Origin of the sequence: Gillisella vitis (assembly GCF_001541345.2) — a bacterium.
In the GTDB taxonomy this organism is placed as follows: domain Bacteria; phylum Pseudomonadota; class Alphaproteobacteria; order Rhizobiales; family Rhizobiaceae; genus Allorhizobium; species Allorhizobium vitis.
The window spans coordinates 1,102,641-1,118,427 of record NZ_LMVL02000002.1 but is presented as its reverse complement, the minus strand read 5'-3'; the positions used below and the strand labels follow the sequence as shown (position 1 = coordinate 1,118,427).

15 protein-coding genes are annotated in these 15,787 nt (G+C 57.7%); 9 read left to right on the top strand and 6 right to left on the bottom strand.

Annotation, left to right across the window (positions count from 1 at the left end; translation table 11 throughout):
- The first annotated feature begins 232 nt into the window (after positions 1–232).
- A complete protein-coding gene (locus ASB66_RS10080; protein ID WP_060718926.1) occupies positions 233–982 on the top strand; it encodes an RHS repeat-associated core domain-containing protein in 750 nt (249 codons plus the stop codon).
- A 370-nt stretch (positions 983–1,352) separates the two neighbouring features.
- Here the strand turns inward: ASB66_RS10080 and ASB66_RS10075 are convergent, their stop codons facing one another.
- Positions 1,353–1,604: a hypothetical protein gene (locus ASB66_RS10075; RefSeq protein WP_060718927.1), complete on the bottom strand. Its 252-nt coding sequence runs from the start codon at positions 1,602–1,604 to the stop codon at positions 1,353–1,355.
- A 3-nt stretch (positions 1,605–1,607) separates the two neighbouring features.
- Between ASB66_RS10075 and ASB66_RS10070 the strand changes: the two genes are divergently transcribed.
- From ASB66_RS10070 to ASB66_RS10060, 3 genes are all read left to right on the top strand, one after another.
- Positions 1,608–2,198, top strand: coding sequence for a DUF1214 domain-containing protein (locus ASB66_RS10070; protein ID WP_060718928.1), 591 nt, complete (start codon positions 1,608–1,610; stop codon positions 2,196–2,198).
- Positions 2,191–2,742 (top strand): DUF1254 domain-containing protein, encoded by a 552-nt coding sequence (locus ASB66_RS10065; protein ID WP_060719227.1) that lies wholly within the window; start codon positions 2,191–2,193, stop codon positions 2,740–2,742. Before ASB66_RS10070 ends, ASB66_RS10065 begins: the two co-directional genes overlap by 8 nt.
- A gap of 227 nt (positions 2,743–2,969) precedes the next feature.
- Entirely contained in the window at positions 2,970–4,067 is a 1,098-nt protein-coding gene (locus tag ASB66_RS10060; RefSeq protein WP_060718929.1) for a helix-turn-helix transcriptional regulator, read from the top strand.
- A 43-nt stretch (positions 4,068–4,110) separates the two neighbouring features.
- On the opposite strand, the gene ASB66_RS10055 is transcribed toward ASB66_RS10060, so the two are convergent.
- Positions 4,111–4,536 carry an exopolysaccharide production repressor protein gene (locus ASB66_RS10055; protein ID WP_147274032.1) on the bottom strand — a complete coding sequence of 142 codons (426 nt, stop codon included), beginning with the start codon at positions 4,534–4,536 and terminating at the stop codon, positions 4,111–4,113.
- A gap of 529 nt (positions 4,537–5,065) precedes the next feature.
- Positions 5,066–5,254: a hypothetical protein gene (locus ASB66_RS10050; protein WP_070151111.1), complete on the bottom strand. Its 189-nt coding sequence runs from the start codon at positions 5,252–5,254 to the stop codon at positions 5,066–5,068.
- Between the two features lie 363 nt (positions 5,255–5,617).
- Between ASB66_RS10050 and ASB66_RS10045 the strand changes: the two genes are divergently transcribed.
- A complete protein-coding gene (locus tag ASB66_RS10045) occupies positions 5,618–6,715 on the top strand; it encodes a DUF2336 domain-containing protein (RefSeq protein WP_234612515.1) in 1,098 nt (365 codons plus the stop codon).
- Positions 6,716–6,787: 72 nt separating this feature from the next.
- On the opposite strand, the gene ASB66_RS10040 is transcribed toward ASB66_RS10045, so the two are convergent.
- Both ASB66_RS10040 and ASB66_RS10035 read right to left on the bottom strand, forming a co-directional pair.
- The gene (locus ASB66_RS10040; RefSeq protein ID WP_060718933.1) at positions 6,788–7,144 is read right to left on the bottom strand and encodes a DUF1491 family protein; all 357 of its coding nucleotides are present in this window, start codon (positions 7,142–7,144) and stop codon (positions 6,788–6,790) included.
- A 58-nt stretch (positions 7,145–7,202) separates the two neighbouring features.
- A complete protein-coding gene (locus ASB66_RS10035) occupies positions 7,203–7,838 on the bottom strand; it encodes a TetR/AcrR family transcriptional regulator (protein WP_060718934.1) in 636 nt (211 codons plus the stop codon).
- Positions 7,839–8,017: 179 nt separating this feature from the next.
- Here ASB66_RS10035 and ASB66_RS10030 point away from each other — a divergent pair, with 179 nt between their 5' ends.
- The 4 genes from ASB66_RS10030 to ASB66_RS10015 all read left to right on the top strand — a co-directional run bounded on the left by ASB66_RS10030 (position 8,018) and on the right by ASB66_RS10015 (position 14,663).
- On the top strand, positions 8,018–9,091 hold the full coding sequence (locus tag ASB66_RS10030) for an efflux RND transporter periplasmic adaptor subunit (RefSeq protein ID WP_060718935.1): 1,074 nt from the start codon (positions 8,018–8,020) through the stop codon (positions 9,089–9,091).
- A gap of 1 nt (position 9,092) precedes the next feature.
- On the top strand, positions 9,093–10,187 hold the full coding sequence (locus ASB66_RS10025; protein WP_060718936.1) for an efflux RND transporter periplasmic adaptor subunit: 1,095 nt from the start codon (positions 9,093–9,095) through the stop codon (positions 10,185–10,187).
- Entirely contained in the window at positions 10,184–13,294 is a 3,111-nt protein-coding gene (locus ASB66_RS10020) for an efflux RND transporter permease subunit (protein WP_060718937.1), read from the top strand. The genes ASB66_RS10025 and ASB66_RS10020 overlap by 4 nt, the downstream gene beginning before the upstream one ends.
- 268 nt (positions 13,295–13,562) lie before the next feature.
- Complete coding sequence (locus tag ASB66_RS10015; protein ID WP_060719228.1) at positions 13,563–14,663, top strand: alpha/beta hydrolase; 1,101 nt, start codon at positions 13,563–13,565, stop codon at positions 14,661–14,663.
- Positions 14,664–14,702: 39 nt separating this feature from the next.
- Here the strand turns inward: ASB66_RS10015 and ASB66_RS26700 are convergent, their stop codons facing one another.
- Positions 14,703–15,767 carry a peptidoglycan-binding domain-containing protein gene (locus ASB66_RS26700; RefSeq protein ID WP_234612525.1) on the bottom strand — a complete coding sequence of 355 codons (1,065 nt, stop codon included), beginning with the start codon at positions 15,765–15,767 and terminating at the stop codon, positions 14,703–14,705.
- Between the last annotated feature and the right edge of the window lie 20 nt (positions 15,768–15,787).

Sequence of the window (15,787 nt, the reverse complement as noted above, 5' to 3'; positions counted from 1 at the left end):
TCCGCCAGATCAGCACAATGCTGACCGATGCCGAGCCGCTGGCACCGGGATTGCGGGCGGCGCTGGATTGAGGGGAGGTGAGCACGATTGGCAAAATCAGAAAGATGCGCAGTATTGACAAAACTCTTAAACCATCAAAAGTGATCGGACTTTCTTACATTCTGTATCGGCTAGAGGCTTCAATATGAGATTTTTGGGGAATGGATGCGCTACCAGGATTCTAATTTCCCTGATGATCATTTGCACGTCATGTATAACATATGCGTCAAACGCACATGCGCGGTTCATTTCACCAGACGATTGGGATCCTACAAAGCCAGGAGTAGGAACTAACCGATATGCATACGCTCTTAATGATCCCATTAACAATAGCGATGCTAATGGCCACATTACGGGTCCAGAAGACGTTGCAGGTGGCGTCGTTGTCGGCGGTACAATCGCCGCTTATGCTCTTGCGTATACGGTTGCGGACTATAGGGATGACGGAAAGCTCAACAACTCCGCTGGCAACGGACTTAGAGATGCCATCGCCACCGGTCTGCAGCAAACTGCCGCTAACGTTAAAAGTGTTATCAATGAAGGCTTAACAATAGTTGGAGTCTCGATCGGCGACGACACTCTGGCAAAATCTGAGCAAAGGCGTTTTGGTGATCTAGAGACAATACAGGGATCGGCGCACGCAGCACCAAGACCGGAATTGCAAGATCTCTCCAATGACGATCTTAAAGATTCAATAATGAATCCGAAGAACGACGACCCGATTAAAGTGCGAAAGGGTGAGAACACCGTTCTAGACGGCAACGGTCGCGTTAACGAGGCTAAGCGAAGAGGAATATTTTCGAACGACGAGCTGGTCCCCGTTGACGAACTTTCAGAAAAAGAAGATCTCGCCCCATGGGAGAGCAAAGAAGCAGGTGATCATAATGACCAACAGGACGTTACAAATAATAAAGATATGGGGCGCGTGAACGAAAATGAATGAAAAAAATAAATTTAGTAACGATTATAAAGATATACTCTATGTCATATCTATTTCATTAATAGAAATACGAGCTTGTGATGATATAAAATTTGCTCAATGTCTTGCAGATATATTTCACAATGCGCCTACTGCGATCGGCAAAGGCGTTCCATCAGAAGAAATAAAAAAGACGATATATGTGAAGGCAGAACGACTCGGATACGAGGTGTACATTAGGTCGTTATTTGAAACCGCTAGACGTAAAAGTATTTCTGAATGAAAAATAGCGGCTAACGTAAGACGTCAGGTCACTGCGGTTAAAAACATCAGCAAACATCCTCATCACCCTGGTCCTCGGCCTGTTGTCGGCCCGCTTCGTCAGCGCATTGCCTTATGAGTTCCCCTGGTTCGCCTCCGTCATGCGCTTAGCCGGGAGGATACGGTCGAGAATGTTGACTATATTGAGACGATCGGTCTTCTGGTCATCATCGTCGTTTACGTCCTGCTTGCCGCCATAGCGGTCACGCTCGCCAACCTTCTGTTGCGGCGTCGGCGGCATTCCGCCTAAGCCGTCCACACCGCCATTTCCCTGCCCTGAATTGAGTGCTACCGCTTCTCCAACAATCAACAGGGTTCGAATCATCGCGTGTTCCGGGTTCCGCTTCTTGTCGCCATTGCGCTTGCCATTGCTTTCGGGCTTGGCATCCAGTCCACGCTGATGGCGCTGAATGCCACGGTGGGCTTTGGCGAGATTGAGATTGATGGCTGGCGGGCGTTTCCGCAGGCGCAGACCGCCGATGCCGATCCTTATGCGCGCTCACACCGGGCAAAAGCCGGGCGGTTGCTGCTGGGCAGCGCCGAAGGTCTGAGTTTTATCGCCACGACCGATATGAGCGGGCGCAAGCTGAATACACGCTGCCGCTACCGGCTGGCGGGTACGGTGCCGATGGCCCGCTACTGGACGCTCTCAGCCAGCCGACCGGATGGCACGCCCCTACCCGTCTCGGCCGACCTGCCGGGGGCGCTGAACTCGGTTACGACGCTAAAAAATCGTGATGCCAGCATGGAGATCACCATCGGTTCGCAAGCAGCGCCCGGCAATTGGCTGGCCATTCCCGCAGGAAGCGAAGATCTGATGCTCAACCTCACTCTGCTGGACACGCCGGTCGCGGGCAATTCGGGACTGGTGAAACTGGCCATGCCGCATGTCGAACAAATCGGGTGCGGCAATGCGTAAGCTGATCTATGCCATCGTGATTGGCCTGGTCGGGGCCGTGGTTCTGCATATCGTCATCATCCTGGCGCTGCCGCATTTCACCGGCAAGGACGCCTATACCCGCGTGACGATGGAAGGCCCGCTGTTCAAGTTCTATAGTCTCGACAGCCGGGCGGACCGGGCGGGGCTTGCCAATGGCGATCCATTCCTCAAACTCGCCGCTTGCGCTTTCGATGTCAGCGAGGCGCCGGTGCATCTGACAGCAGAGGGCAGCGTTCCCTTTTGGTCGGTGGGCATTTTCGACCGTGATGCCAATGAAGTCTACAGTATGAACGACGCTACATCCGTTGAGGGCAAACTGGATATTATCGCGGCCACCCCGGCTCAACTCGCCCGGCTGCGCGCCACGGCACCCGATGCACTTTCCCAGACCATATTGGTGGAAATGCCGGAAACCCAGGGCTATGCCGTGTTGCGCACGCTTGTGCCTCAAGCCAGCTTCGCGCCCGATGCACAGGCTTTCCTTACAAACGCTGGTTGCGATCAGACAGCGATAGATCCATAAAGTATTTTCACAATCACACAAAGTGCGGCGATAATTAGGCGTGCATGTTTGCTTTGCCACATTCAATTAAATCTAAAATTTTATTTTTTTGAAGTGATAAAAAATTAAAGTATTCGATTATTTTGTTTTTCGACTTAAGATCTGATAATGTTATTCAGCAAATGAACTGGCATTGCTTCGGAAAGTGATGTTTGCTAAACATAGCAATATTAATATGTGAGATTGCTATGCCGGATACCATCATCGATTGCATTTACGAGGCGGCCGCTGAACCGGCTGCCTGGGAAAATGCGTTGGACCGCTTGGCGCATCTTGTTGGCGCGGAAGGTGCCCTGCTTGTCAATATTTCCGACGAGCTCATGCCCTTGATCACGACGCCAGGAGTGCGCGAGCTTTATTCTGATTTTTTCAAGCAGGGCTGGACGGCAGACAATATCCGCACCAAAGCGCTGCTGAGCGCCAGCAAGTCAAAATTCATCAGCGACGTCGATCAGTTTTCACACGAGCAGATGCGCGATGAGCCACTTTACCGGGATTTTCTCTGGCCGCGCGGGTTCGGCTTTGCCGCTGGCGTCAGCTTCGATCTTCCGCAGGAGAAAATCATTGCCATCTCGATTGAACGAAAGCGCGATAGCGGCCCCATCGAAGACAAACATCTCGATCTTCTCAACAGCGTCGGCCGGGACCTGCGTCGCAGCCTGATCCTTGCCTCCCAGCTTGAATTCAAGGCGGTCGATAACAGTCTGCGAGCATTGCAGTTGGCGCGGCTGCCCACCGCCGCTCTTACCGCCAAAGGCAAGATCCTGGGCTGCAATACAGTGTTTGAAGCAGGCAATCCAAGATACGTCATTTCGGCCTTCGACCAGTTGCGCTTTGTTCATCCCGCAGCACAGGCAAGTTTTGAAGCAAGTCTTGCCGCAGGAATGGCAGCCGGTGGTAGTCGGGATGAGATGCAGGGTGCTCAATTCGCCTGCCCCGGCCAGCCGGGCCTACCGCCAGCGGTCGTCTATCTCATTCCCGCTGCCCGTTTGAATGTCGGATTGTTCAGCCCGGTCAGCTTTTTCATCATTCTGGTCCCCCTCAGCCGTAGCAATGGCCTGACCTCGGAGATGATCCAATCCCTGATGAATTTAACGCGAGCCGAGGCGCGGTTGACGAAACTGCTTCTTGATGGAGAGCCTCTCCGCGATGCCGCCCAAACCCTTGGGATTCAGCTGGAAACCGCCAGAAGCCAGATAAAAACCGTGCTCGCCAAAACCGATATGGCCCGGCAAACCGACCTCATTGCCGCTCTGACTTCGCTTCATTCACTGGAAGCGGATTAATGGTTGCTACACCAAACCTTGTACGGTTTCGACACTGTGAGCATCAGGCATTGTCCACCCTCTCGGCAAGCGTCAGGTCGCACCCTGCACACTCGTCCATTCGTGTACCACCAACACGGGAGGCTTGACTGTTTTGAAGCGCGGCAAGGCGCGCCCTCACCCGACGCATGACAAGATAGACAATCGCGATGAAATAGACGCTTTGAAGAATGATCGCCGCAACAACCGTCCTGATGATCGCGGCCGCAAGCAGCCCAGTCGATTGGTAATTATAGATGGCAAAACCCAGCAGGACGACACCCATTCCGGCAAACACCCGTGGTGCATACATCATGCTGTCACGATCGGGCGCGCCCGCCAATTCCTCATCGTAGGGATCTCGCCGATTGTTTCGAGACAATTCTGCCTTCTTCTGGTCCATTTGCTCTTCGTGACTATATCCAAGCGCAGACTCTGTATCTTTATGCATCAAACGCCCCCACTTGAAATAATGTTGTTTATTCACAACAACGTTTATCAACCATTTTTGGGTGCTTCAAACATCCCCCAAATGGGGGTGGGCATAATTATTAATCAAAGACTAAAATCGCATGTAAATCAATCTTTGGTAGAGTTGTAAAATACAATACAGACTTTAAATTTTCTGAGCACAATTAAATAAAGCATATATGTGAATCTCAGGGGAAAAATGGTTGCAAAATTATTGCCCATCATCTTAATGATGCGTCCGGTCCAAGAGCAAATTATACAACCGAATAGACGGCTTTACCGCGTCTTTTGCACAGTGGATAACGTGAAGGATGCCATAGAGCATTCCGACGAATGCCTGGAAAAACGTCCCGGATCTCCTGAACGCCCCCGTGGATCGCTTGATAGAAAAGCAACCGGGCTCAACCAATGACAGTGAACCGATGCGCTTGCCTCAGTGGTTGCAACAGCCAACGGCCAGTCGATCCCACTTCCCGCAGGGGAAGAGCCGCATCACCGTAACACACGCCTTACCCTTCGTAGGGATGCATGTCCTGCACTGGCCGTTTGCCGGTGAGCGAGGCGGCGCCGATCAGCAGAGGTTCGGTGCGGGTATAGCGCACGCCGGTAAACAGCAGGATACGGGCCTGTGTCGGCGCGGGGGGGCGGTTGACGGGCTTTTGATCCAGCCGGTCTTTCAGTTTCACGATGTCAGCCATGCTCGTCTCCATTTGGGGTAGATGAGACGGATGAAGAGATCGATTTCATCCTGCCCCGGCAAAGGGGCCAGCACATCCAGCCTTGCCGTTTTGGACAGCAAAGACAGGCATTCTGCGCTTTTCTCCAGACATGAGGGGTAAACAGCCATCCTCATGAAAAGTTGCTTTTATACTGAATAGTGTCCCGTTTTGCCGGGAAGCCTTGCTGCTATTTCCGAGTAAAAGCTATGACACTGCAACGCTCACACAAGGATATGCTGATTTATCAAGGTTTCCTTATTAAACACCGTCAATGGTTAACAGCTTGCTAACGATTACCGTCTATTTTGACCGAATTGGTATTGCGTTGGGACGGGTAATGTCGTGGATCATCAATTTCGGGCGTTGGAAAATCCGAGGATCGGCCGCAAGAAGGACGTGGTTTTAATGGCCACCGTTTCCAGTTTCGAAAGCCTCGAACATCCCCGCAAGGCCGATCTGCGGCAGTTTGCCCTGCTGTTCCAGCCCCTGTTTCAATACTCCTCCGAAGAGGCCCGGCGCGATGCCGTGGCGGCGCTATCGCAATCGCCCAACGTGCCGGAAGCCGTAGCATTTTTCATTGCCAGCCAGCCGCTCGCCATTGCCGCGCCATTCCTGATCGCCTCGCCCTGTCTGTCGGATGAATTGCTCATCACCATCGCCCGCACCCAGGGCATACACCACGCCCGCACGATCGTGCGCCGCGAGGCTTTGTCGCCCGCCGTCATCGATGCACTGGCAGGCCTGCGCTTCATCGACCCGCTGCCCGAGCACGCCCAGCAGGTGGACAACGAGGATATTGTCCAGGACATGATGGAAGCACCGCCGCGCGCCATTCGCCTGAGGCCCGACGCGGTTGGCGAACCCGAAGATGCGACGGAAAAACAGACGGCGGCGCAGGAGCCAGATCAGCCCCCTGTAGAGAAGCAGGAGCAGGATCCGACACAAAATCCAACATACAATCCGACGAGGGCACAACGCGAGGAAGCCTTGCGCCAGACCTTGAAGGCGCTGGATCGTCATCTCAACCGCCAGGACCACGACCGTCTGGGTCGGCTCAACCTCAGCTCTGTGCAGGCGGCCCTGTTGGTGCGTTTTGCCCGTGAAAACGAAGCAGGCAGTTTTGCCACGGCCTTGGCCGATGCGCTGTCTTCGAGCCGCTGGCTGGCCGAGCGTATCCTGCTCGACACCTCCGGCCAGCAACTGGCCACGACGCTGACCGGCCTTGCCATGGCCATTCCCGACATGATTTTCATATTGACCCGTCTCTATCCGCATCTCAGCCAATTGCAGCAGGGCGAACCGCGCGTCGCCAGGCTAATCGCCGCACTCGACGGCAAGGACTGCGAAAAGCGCATTGATGCCTGGTTGAGGGCCGACCGCTATACCTATCAAAGCAGTCAGAGCGACTCCCAGCCATTGGCGGTGTCGGCTTCTCGTTGAGACTATGTCCGTGAAAAATGGAACCCGATTTTCCTGAAAAGACAGAGGGCAGCGATTAAGCGTGGCGGCCCTTCAGCCTCCCTCGCCAACCAGCGAGAAAAGACCGTCCAACTGGTCAATCTCGATTTCCACCAGCCATAGATCCGGATCGAAACGGTATTCGCGCTCCATCAAAGCTGCGACCTCGCAGGCATCGACCTTGTCCAGGCGACGCTCGAAACGGCGGTCGCCTGACATCTCGGCATCATCGTCTTCAATCAGGCTTTGGGGAGCCGGAGCATAAAGACTTTCCAAGCCATCGCGAAACCGCTGGCGCAGAAAGATGGCGCCAGCCTGATCCATGCCCTTCCGCTCCACAGCGGCAAAGCCGCCAGCGGAAAACACGCTACGGATGATGGCGGCGACGAAAATATCGGAGCGAAGACGCATCCCGCTTTTCTATAGACAGGATTGACGGAAAGAAAGGCATTCATCGACGCGGTCGGGATTATTCGCCCTTGCCACGCATCAAGGTCCGCATCACCATATCGATATGGGCTTCCATATAGGCCTTTTGGTCAAGTGGTCTGCGTTGCGCAAACAGGATTGACCAGAGATTGAAGTGGATGATCGGTCCAATCAGAACATCGGGAGCGGAAGCGGCCGGACCTGGCAAAAATTCGCCTGCCGCGACGCCTCCTTCCACCAGTGTGCAGACCGTTTTCAACAGGGGCGCAACGAATTCGTCGTAATGCCTGTCTACAATATGGGGAAAGCGGGTTCCCTCGCTCACCGTCAAACGCAGGAGTTCGCTACACTTGCAATCGCCGGAGATCATCTCATAGGCCATGCCGATCATTTGCTTCAATCGTTCGGCATGGCTGCCCTCCAATATTTCAGCAGAAGCACGCAACTGGGACAAAGGCAGCGACATCTGCCGGATGGTCTCCTCGAACAAGACCTCCTTTGACGGAAAATAAAGATAAACTGTGCCCTTTGTAATGCCGAGCCGCAAAGCTACATCTTCCACACGCGTCGCAGCAAACCCTTTGTCCAGAAACTCTTCAAACGCCGCTTCTAATATTTCCTGCGGGCGCCTCGCTTTCTGCTCGGCCCGGCTGATCGTTTTCAATCCCTTTGCCATGACCATTTCCTTGAGGTTTGAGCGAGCGGACTTGCGTGAGGCGCCGGAGCAAAAGCACCCGGCATTACGCTTTCAATTCCTATACCAGCAACTGACATACCGGCAACTATATTGACTAACCATACAGTCATTGATATCTACTCGCAACGACCCGTGAATGCAATGGTGGGGACCTCACAGTGCGGTTACAAACGACTTTATCCGGACTGGCTTGCGTCCTGCTCGCCCTGTGTCTGGCAGGCTGTAATGAAAAGACCGAGAGCCAGTCTTTACCGCGCAGCGTTACGGTGACCAAGGCCCAAACCGCGCAATACCAGCCCTCGGTGGAAATCTCAGGGTCGGTGAAGGCGCGGGTGCAATCGGACTTGTCATTCCGTACCGCAGGCCGGGTCATCGAGCGGCATGTCGATGTCGGCGACCGGGTCAAGGCGGGTGATGTTCTGGCCCTGCTCGACAATACCGAGCAGAAGGCGGATATCGCCGTGGCCCAGGCCGGGTTGGAATCGGCCGAGGCGACGATGCGCCAGAAGACATTGGCCTTCGACCGCTATAAGGTGCTGATCCAGACCAACACCATTGCTCAATCCACCTTCGATCAGGCCCGCGAGGATCTCGCCACGGCTCAAGGCTCGCTGCAGACCGCGCAGGCCAATCTGGCCACCGCCCAGGATGCGATGACCTATACGCAGTTGAAGGCCGATGCCGATGGCATTATCACCTCGCGCAGCATCGAGGTGGGACAGGTGGTTTCGGCGGCACAGGCGGCCCTGACGCTTGCCCATGACGGACCACGCGATGCCGTGTTCGACATGTTCGAAGCTTTCTTCCTGGAAGGTGCGCCCTCCGATACCGTCGAGGTGTCACCGATCGGCGACCGCGCCCATGCCAAGGATGGCAAGATCCGCGAAGTCTCTCCGGCCATCGACACCAGCGCCGGCACCATCCGCATCAAGGTCGCCCTGCCCGCCGACACGCAATGGTCGCTCGGCACGACTGTCGTCGGGCGGTTCCGCGCCCAGCCGCAACAGGGCATCGTGCTCCCCTGGAGCGCCATGGCCTCGGCCAATGGCCAGCCCGCCGTCTGGGCGGTCAACGCCGCAGACAGCTCCGTCAAGCTGCGCAAGATCGACATTGCCCGCTACCGCGTCGGCGATTTCGTGGTGGCATCCGGTGTCGCGCCCGGCGACATCATCGTCACTGACGGCGGCAAATTTCTGACGGACGGCCAGGTCGTGGCCTTTAAGGAAAAGTGACATGCGCCTCTACCGTCCAATCATCACCCTTCCCTTTCTACTTGCCCTGGCGCTTGCCGCCGGTTGCAGCCAGGAGGACGACCAGCAGGCCACCGGGCCACGTCCAGTACGCTCGATGACCGTCAAGGCCGAGCGTCTGTCAGGGGTCAGCTTTGCCGGCGTCGTCCAGGCGCGGGTCGAAACCGATCTCGCCTTCCGCACGCTTGGCCGGGTGATCCTGCGCAAGGCCGAAGTCGGCGATCTCGTCCACAAGGGCGACGTGGTTGCCGAAATCGATCCGCTGGCGCTGCAATTTGCCGTCAACAGCGCCGAGGCCGACCTGCGCAATGCCCAGGCGGCCTATGAGAATGCCCAGATCACCGAAAAGCGCCGGCGCACGCTCGCCACCATCAATGCCGGCAGCGTCGCCGATTTCGAAGTGGCCGAACAGGGCCTGAAATCGGCCCAGGCAAGTCTTGACCAGGCAAATGCCAAGCTGGACAAAGCCCGCGAGCAATTGGGCTATGCGCGGCTTCAGGCGGAATTCGACGGCGTCGTCACGTCAGTGTCCGTCGAAGTCGGCCAGACGGTAACCGCCGGACAGACGGTGATGAAAGTCGCGCGGCTCGACCAGCGCGACGTGATCGTCGATGTCCCGGAAGGACGGATCGGTGCGCTGAAGGAAGGCACGAAGTTCAGCGTGGCGCTCCAGCTCGATCCCACCAAGCAGGCCATTGGCACGCTGCGTGAGATCGGCCCGGAAGCCGATGCGGAAACTCGTACCCACCGGCTGAAGATCGCCATCAACGACGCCCCCGAGGTGTTCCGTCTTGGCGCCGTGGTGACCGCGACCGCAAGCCGTGATGAAGAGGACGGCGTCATCCTGCTGCCGTTAACCGCCATCCTCAGGAAAGACGGTGCGACCGGCGTCTGGGTAATCGATCGGGCCAACGCCACGGTCACCCTGCGCAAGGTCGTCCTTGATGACGCCACCACCGACGGCGCCCGCGTGAAGGTCCTGTCCGGATTGAAGGAGGGCGAGCAGGTTGCCGTCGCCGGCGCCAACCAGCTTGCCGAGGGACAAAAGATCAAGACCGATGAGGAGCCGCGCCCGTGAAGAAATTTAACCTGTCGGACTGGGCGCTCGAACATCGTTCCCTCGTCTGGTATTTCATGATGGTGTTTTCGCTGGCCGGCGTGCTCGCCTATATCGGCCTTGGACGTGAGGAAGACCCGTCCTTTACCATCAAGACCATGGTGATTCAGGCACAATGGCCCGGCGCCTCCGCCCAGGAAGTCACACAGCAGATCACCGACCGGATCGAGAAGAAGCTGCAGGAACTGGAATCGCTCGACTATACCAGGTCGATCACCACAGCGGGCCAGACCATCGTCTTCGTCAACCTGCTCGATACCACCAAGGCCCGTGATGTACCCGCCACGTGGCTGCGCGTGCGCAACATGGTCCAGGACGTCCAGGGCGACTTTCCCTCCGGCGTCGTCGGCCCGTTCTATAACGACCGTTTTGGCGACGTTTACGGCAATATCTACGCCTTCACCAGCGATGGCCTGACCCATCGGCAATTGCGCGACCTAGTCGAGAGCGCGCGCACCAAGCTGCTGACCGTTCCCAATATCGGCAAGGTCGACATTGTCGGCACCCAGGACGAGGCGATCTATCTCGAATTTTCCACCCGCAAGATTGCTGCCCTCGGCATCGACCAATCGGCGATCATCGCCACGCTTCAGGCACAGAACGCCGTCACCCAGTCGGGCTTCATCGATGCCGGGCCGGAGCGGATCGCGCTTCGGGTCGGCGGGCGCTTCATTTCGGAAGACAGCCTGCGGTCGATCAATCTCAAGGTCAATGACCGGTTCTTTCCCCTCACCGATGTCGCCACCATCAGCCGTGGCTATGCCGACCCACCGACCAGCATGTTCCGGGTCAATGGCAAGCCCGCGATTGGCCTTGCCATCGGCATGAAAGCGGGCGCCAATCTGGTGAATTTCGGCAAGGCGCTGGACAAGACCATGGCTGGCGTCATCCAAGATCTACCGGTCGGCGTTTCCGTCGATCGGGTCGCCGATCAGCCGGCGGTGGTGGAGGAAGCGGTTTCCAGCTTCACCCATGCGCTGTTCGAGGCAATCGTCATCGTGCTGGCCATCAGCTTCATCAGCCTTGGCCTGCGCGCCGGACTGGTGGTGGCGATCTCGATCCCGCTGGTTTTGGCGATCACCTTCCTGTTCATGCAATATGCCGGCATATCGCTACAACGTATCTCGCTCGGCGCCCTGATCATCGCGCTCGGGCTTCTGGTCGACGATGCAATGATTGCCGTGGAAATGATGGTGGCGCGGCTGGAAGTGGGCGATAGCCTGCGCAAGGCCGCCACCCATGTCTATACGTCAACCGCCTTTCCGATGCTGACGGGAACGCTGGTCACCGTCGCCAGCTTCATCCCGGTCGGGTTGAACAACAGCAATGCGGGCGAATTCACCTTCTCGCTGTTCGTCGTCATCGCCGTGTCGCTGGTGGTATCCTGGGTGGTGGCGGTGCTGTTCACGCCGCTTCTGGGCGTCACCATGCTGCCGAAGACCATGAAGAAGCATGCCGATCACAAGGGCTGGTTTGCCCGGCTGTTCGCCAGCATGCTCCACTTTTGCCTGCGCTGGCGCTGGCTGACCATCTTTGCGACGATCGGTGCCTTCGCCCTGTCGCTCTATGGCATGACCCATGTGCAGCAGCAGTTCTTCCCCAGCTCCGACCGCCCGGAACTGATCGTCGACTGGAACCTGCCGCAAAACAGCTCCATCGACGAAACCAACCGGCAGATGGCCAAGTTCGAACAGGAGCAATTGGCCAATAACCCTGATATCGACCATTGGTCGACCTATGTCGGCCGCGGTGCGCCGCGCTTCATCCTGTCGTTCGACGTGCAGCCTGATGATATCACCTTCGGTCAGATGGTCATCGTCACCAAGGGGCTGGACGTGCGCGACAAGCTGCGCCAGAAGTTCCAGGCCTATCTGAGCCAGACCTTCCCCGGCACCGATGCCTATGTGAAGCTGCTGGATATCGGACCTCCGGTCGGCAAGCCGGTACAATACCGCGTGTCCGGTCCCGACATCCAGAAGGTGCGCGATTATGCGGGCAAGCTGGCCGCCATTGTCGGCACCCACCCACTGCTCACCAATATCGCTTTCAACTGGTATGAGCCGGCCCGAGTGCTGAAGGTGGATGTCCTGCAGGACAAGGCCCGCCAGCTGGGTGTCACCTCCGAAGACATCGCCCAGACCCTCAACAGAGTGGTCGAGGGATCGACGGTCACCAAGGTCAGGGACGACATCTACCTGATCGATGTCGTCAGCCGTGCCGAAAAGAAGGATCGCGGCTCCGTCGAAACGCTGGTGGACCTGCAATTGCCGAGCAGCAACGGCCAGTCTATCCCGCTGTCGTCGGTTGCCACCTTCCATTACGAGCTGGAGCAGCCGACCATCTGGCGACGCGACCGTACGCCGACGATCACCATCGAAGCCGCCGTCAACGGCCCCACCCAGCCCGCGACCATCGTCAACGCGCTGAGCGGCAAGATTGGGGAATTCGCCAAGGCGCTTCCGGCAGGCTATGCCGTCAATATCGGCGGCGCCGTCGAGGAGAGTAGCAAGTCGCAGGGGCCGATTGCCCAGGTCGCACCGCTGATGCTGTTCATCATGGCAACGCTGCTGATGATCCAGTTGCAGAGCTTCCACCGGCTGTTCCTGGTGTTTTCCGTCGCACCACTTGCCCTGGTCGGCGTGGTAATCGCGCTTCTCACCAGCAACGCCCCCCTTGGCTTCGTGGCGCTGCTGGGCGTGCTAGCCCTGATCGGCATCCTGATCCGAAACTCTGTCATCCTGGTGGTGCAGATCGAGGACCTGCGAAAATCGGGCGTCGCGGCTTTTGCGGCGGTGGTCGAGGCCACCGAACACCGAATGCGCCCGATCATGTTGACCGCCGCCGCCGCCACGCTGGCGCTGATCCCGATCTCGCGGCAGATCTTCTGGGGACCGATGGCCTTTGCCATGATGGGCGGCATCGTCGTCGGAACGGTGCTGACCCTGCTGTTCCTGCCTGCGCTGTACATCACCTGGTTCAGGATCAAGCCGGAGAAAAACCATGGCTCGGACAATCATGCCCCCAATACCCATGGTCCCGACAGCAATGCTATCGGAGCCGAGAAATAGGATGCCGACCCTCGGCTGGTTCAAGAGCGGGAAGCGGGAACACGCCCGCTCTCCGTTGAACCGTGTTTATGCTCTCCCGCCCTCCCCTTCCGCATCTAGGCCGGCCGCATCTGGGTCGTCCGCATGCGGGCCAGCAAGATCCAGTCCTGCTTTTGCGGGACATGCCGTCATTCCCTTAGTGATCGTCCTCGTGCTGGGTGGCTGCGCGGGCAGGCCGGAAAGCGTGCTGAAGCCTGTGCCGGTTGCCAGCGACGCCAGCCAGGTGAATATGCTGGTGTTTACCACCCGCAAACCGGCGGACGATCCCGGCCTGCTGTATTCCGGCGATCGCGGCACGGCGATCTCGGTGAACAATGTTGTCGTATCCATTCCGCCGGAGCGCAATCGCAAGGTGGGCGAAGTGCAATGGCCGTCCCGTGTGCCCCCCAACCCGGAACATGATTTCGCGGTGCTGAAGGCCGATAAGGTCCCGACGGAATCCGCAGCTTTGCAGTGGTTCAACGCGACCCGTAACAAAAAGCGTCAGGCCGTGATCTTCGTTCATGGCTTTAACAATACCTATTCGGATGCGGTTTTCCGCTTTGCCCAGATCATCCATGATTCCGGCACGGACGCCTCACCGATTCTGTTCACGTGGCCGTCGCGCGGCAGCGTGTTCGACTATCTCTACGACAAGGAAAGCACCACCTATTCCCGAAGGGCGCTGGAAGACCTGATCCTACAAGCCTCGAAGAACCCTAATGTCGGCGAGGTGACGATCATTTCCCATTCCATGGGCACGTGGCTGACCATGGAAGCGTTGCGTGGTGTTGCGATGCGCACCGGCGCGGTACCGGCCAAGGTCGGGAATGTCATTCTCGCCTCGCCGGATATCGATGTCGATGTGTTCCGTCGCCAGTTGATCGAAATGGGGCAAAAACGGCCGCATTTCACCATCTTCACCTCCAACAAGGACAAGGCGCTGTTCGTATCCCGATGGCTGTCGGGCGGCGTGAGCCGGGTCGGAGGCATGAGTCAGGCCGATCTGCAGCCGCTGGCCGCCGACATGAAAGTGCTCGGCATCACCGCCATCGACACCAGCAGCGTCGATAGTCACGATCCGCTGGGCCATACGGCCTTTGCCGACAGTCCGGAGATCATCCGCAATCTGGGCAAGAGCATCGCCGGTCAATCCATGGAAGGCGGCGAAACCACTCTGGGCGATCGGGTCGGGTTGGTGGCGATCGGTACGGCCAATCTGGCCGGTTCCGCGGCCCGCACCGTGGTCACGGCTCCCATGGCGGTGATCAGCAGCGATGCGCGTCAATCGCTCAAGCAGGAATTCTCGTCGGAGAAGAAACCGCTGATCAACGGACAGATCGCCTATTAGAATTTGTCAGGAAAATACGGAAAAGCTGTCGACGGTGGCTTACAAAGCACCGATGGATTTCAGCTTTTTCAGCACCGCCATATTCGGTTCGCCGGTTTCCGGCAGGCGATAATGGCGCTCGAAATGGCGGATGGCGGCCTTGGTCTTGTCGCCAGCCACGCCATCGACGCTGATATCGGTATAAGCGATATTGATCAGGCCGCGTTGGATATCCATGATCAGGCTTGCTTCCCCGCTTGCACCCGTTCCATTGGCACCCGTTCCATTGGCGCCGGTCGTGACAAGGCTGGCAGAGGCAACAGGCGCTTGCGGCACCGGCGCATTTGCTGTCGTCGCGGATTTGGCCAACGTACCGGACTGGGTTTTGCCGGTGGAGACGGCGGCGGTCGATACCGGAGTTGCCGTAGGCAACCGGGCGGGGTTGGGCCGCACAGGCACGGACTGGGCGGTGGTGACGGTCTTTTCCGCATTGCGAATGGCAGCGGCTACGGGATCGATGGCATCATCCGCTGTCGCCGTGACTTGAACCGGCCGTTCCATAGGACGCACTGGAGGCGTACTCCCCTTGGGGGCAGCACCGGCGGGAGATTTCTGATCGACGCTCAGCGCTGCCAGCAGGTCATCGCTGGGCGCACCGGTAACGGGCATACCAATCCGCCGCTGATAAGCGCTGATCGCCGCATCGGTTCGGGGTCCCCGTTTGCCATCGGCCACGCCATCGTAAAGCCCAAGCCGAATGAGTTGCGCCTGGATACCGGCGGTCAGCTGGTCGGTGCCAGGCTCCGCTGCCTGCAATACACCTGTTGCTGAACCACCGCTGCCGGGCGCTGTGCTAGCGGGTGTGTTTTCCGCTGTCTGGCGCTGAATACGGAACGTGGTGACGTCATCAGGGTCGGGTTTCAGGGAATGGTTGCTGTTCAGCCCCAGCATGGCGGTAAAATCATGCGGATCGCGGGTGCGCAGGAAGGGGGACGGATGCCGCCCCGGCTGGTACCAGAAAGCATTGGCCGCAACGAAACCCATGACCACGACAAAGCCGACCGTGCTGGTGAACCGGGCTGGATTGCGCGCGCAGAGGCGCATGGACGCTCGAGCGGCCATCATCAGAAAACCCGGCTCCTTGC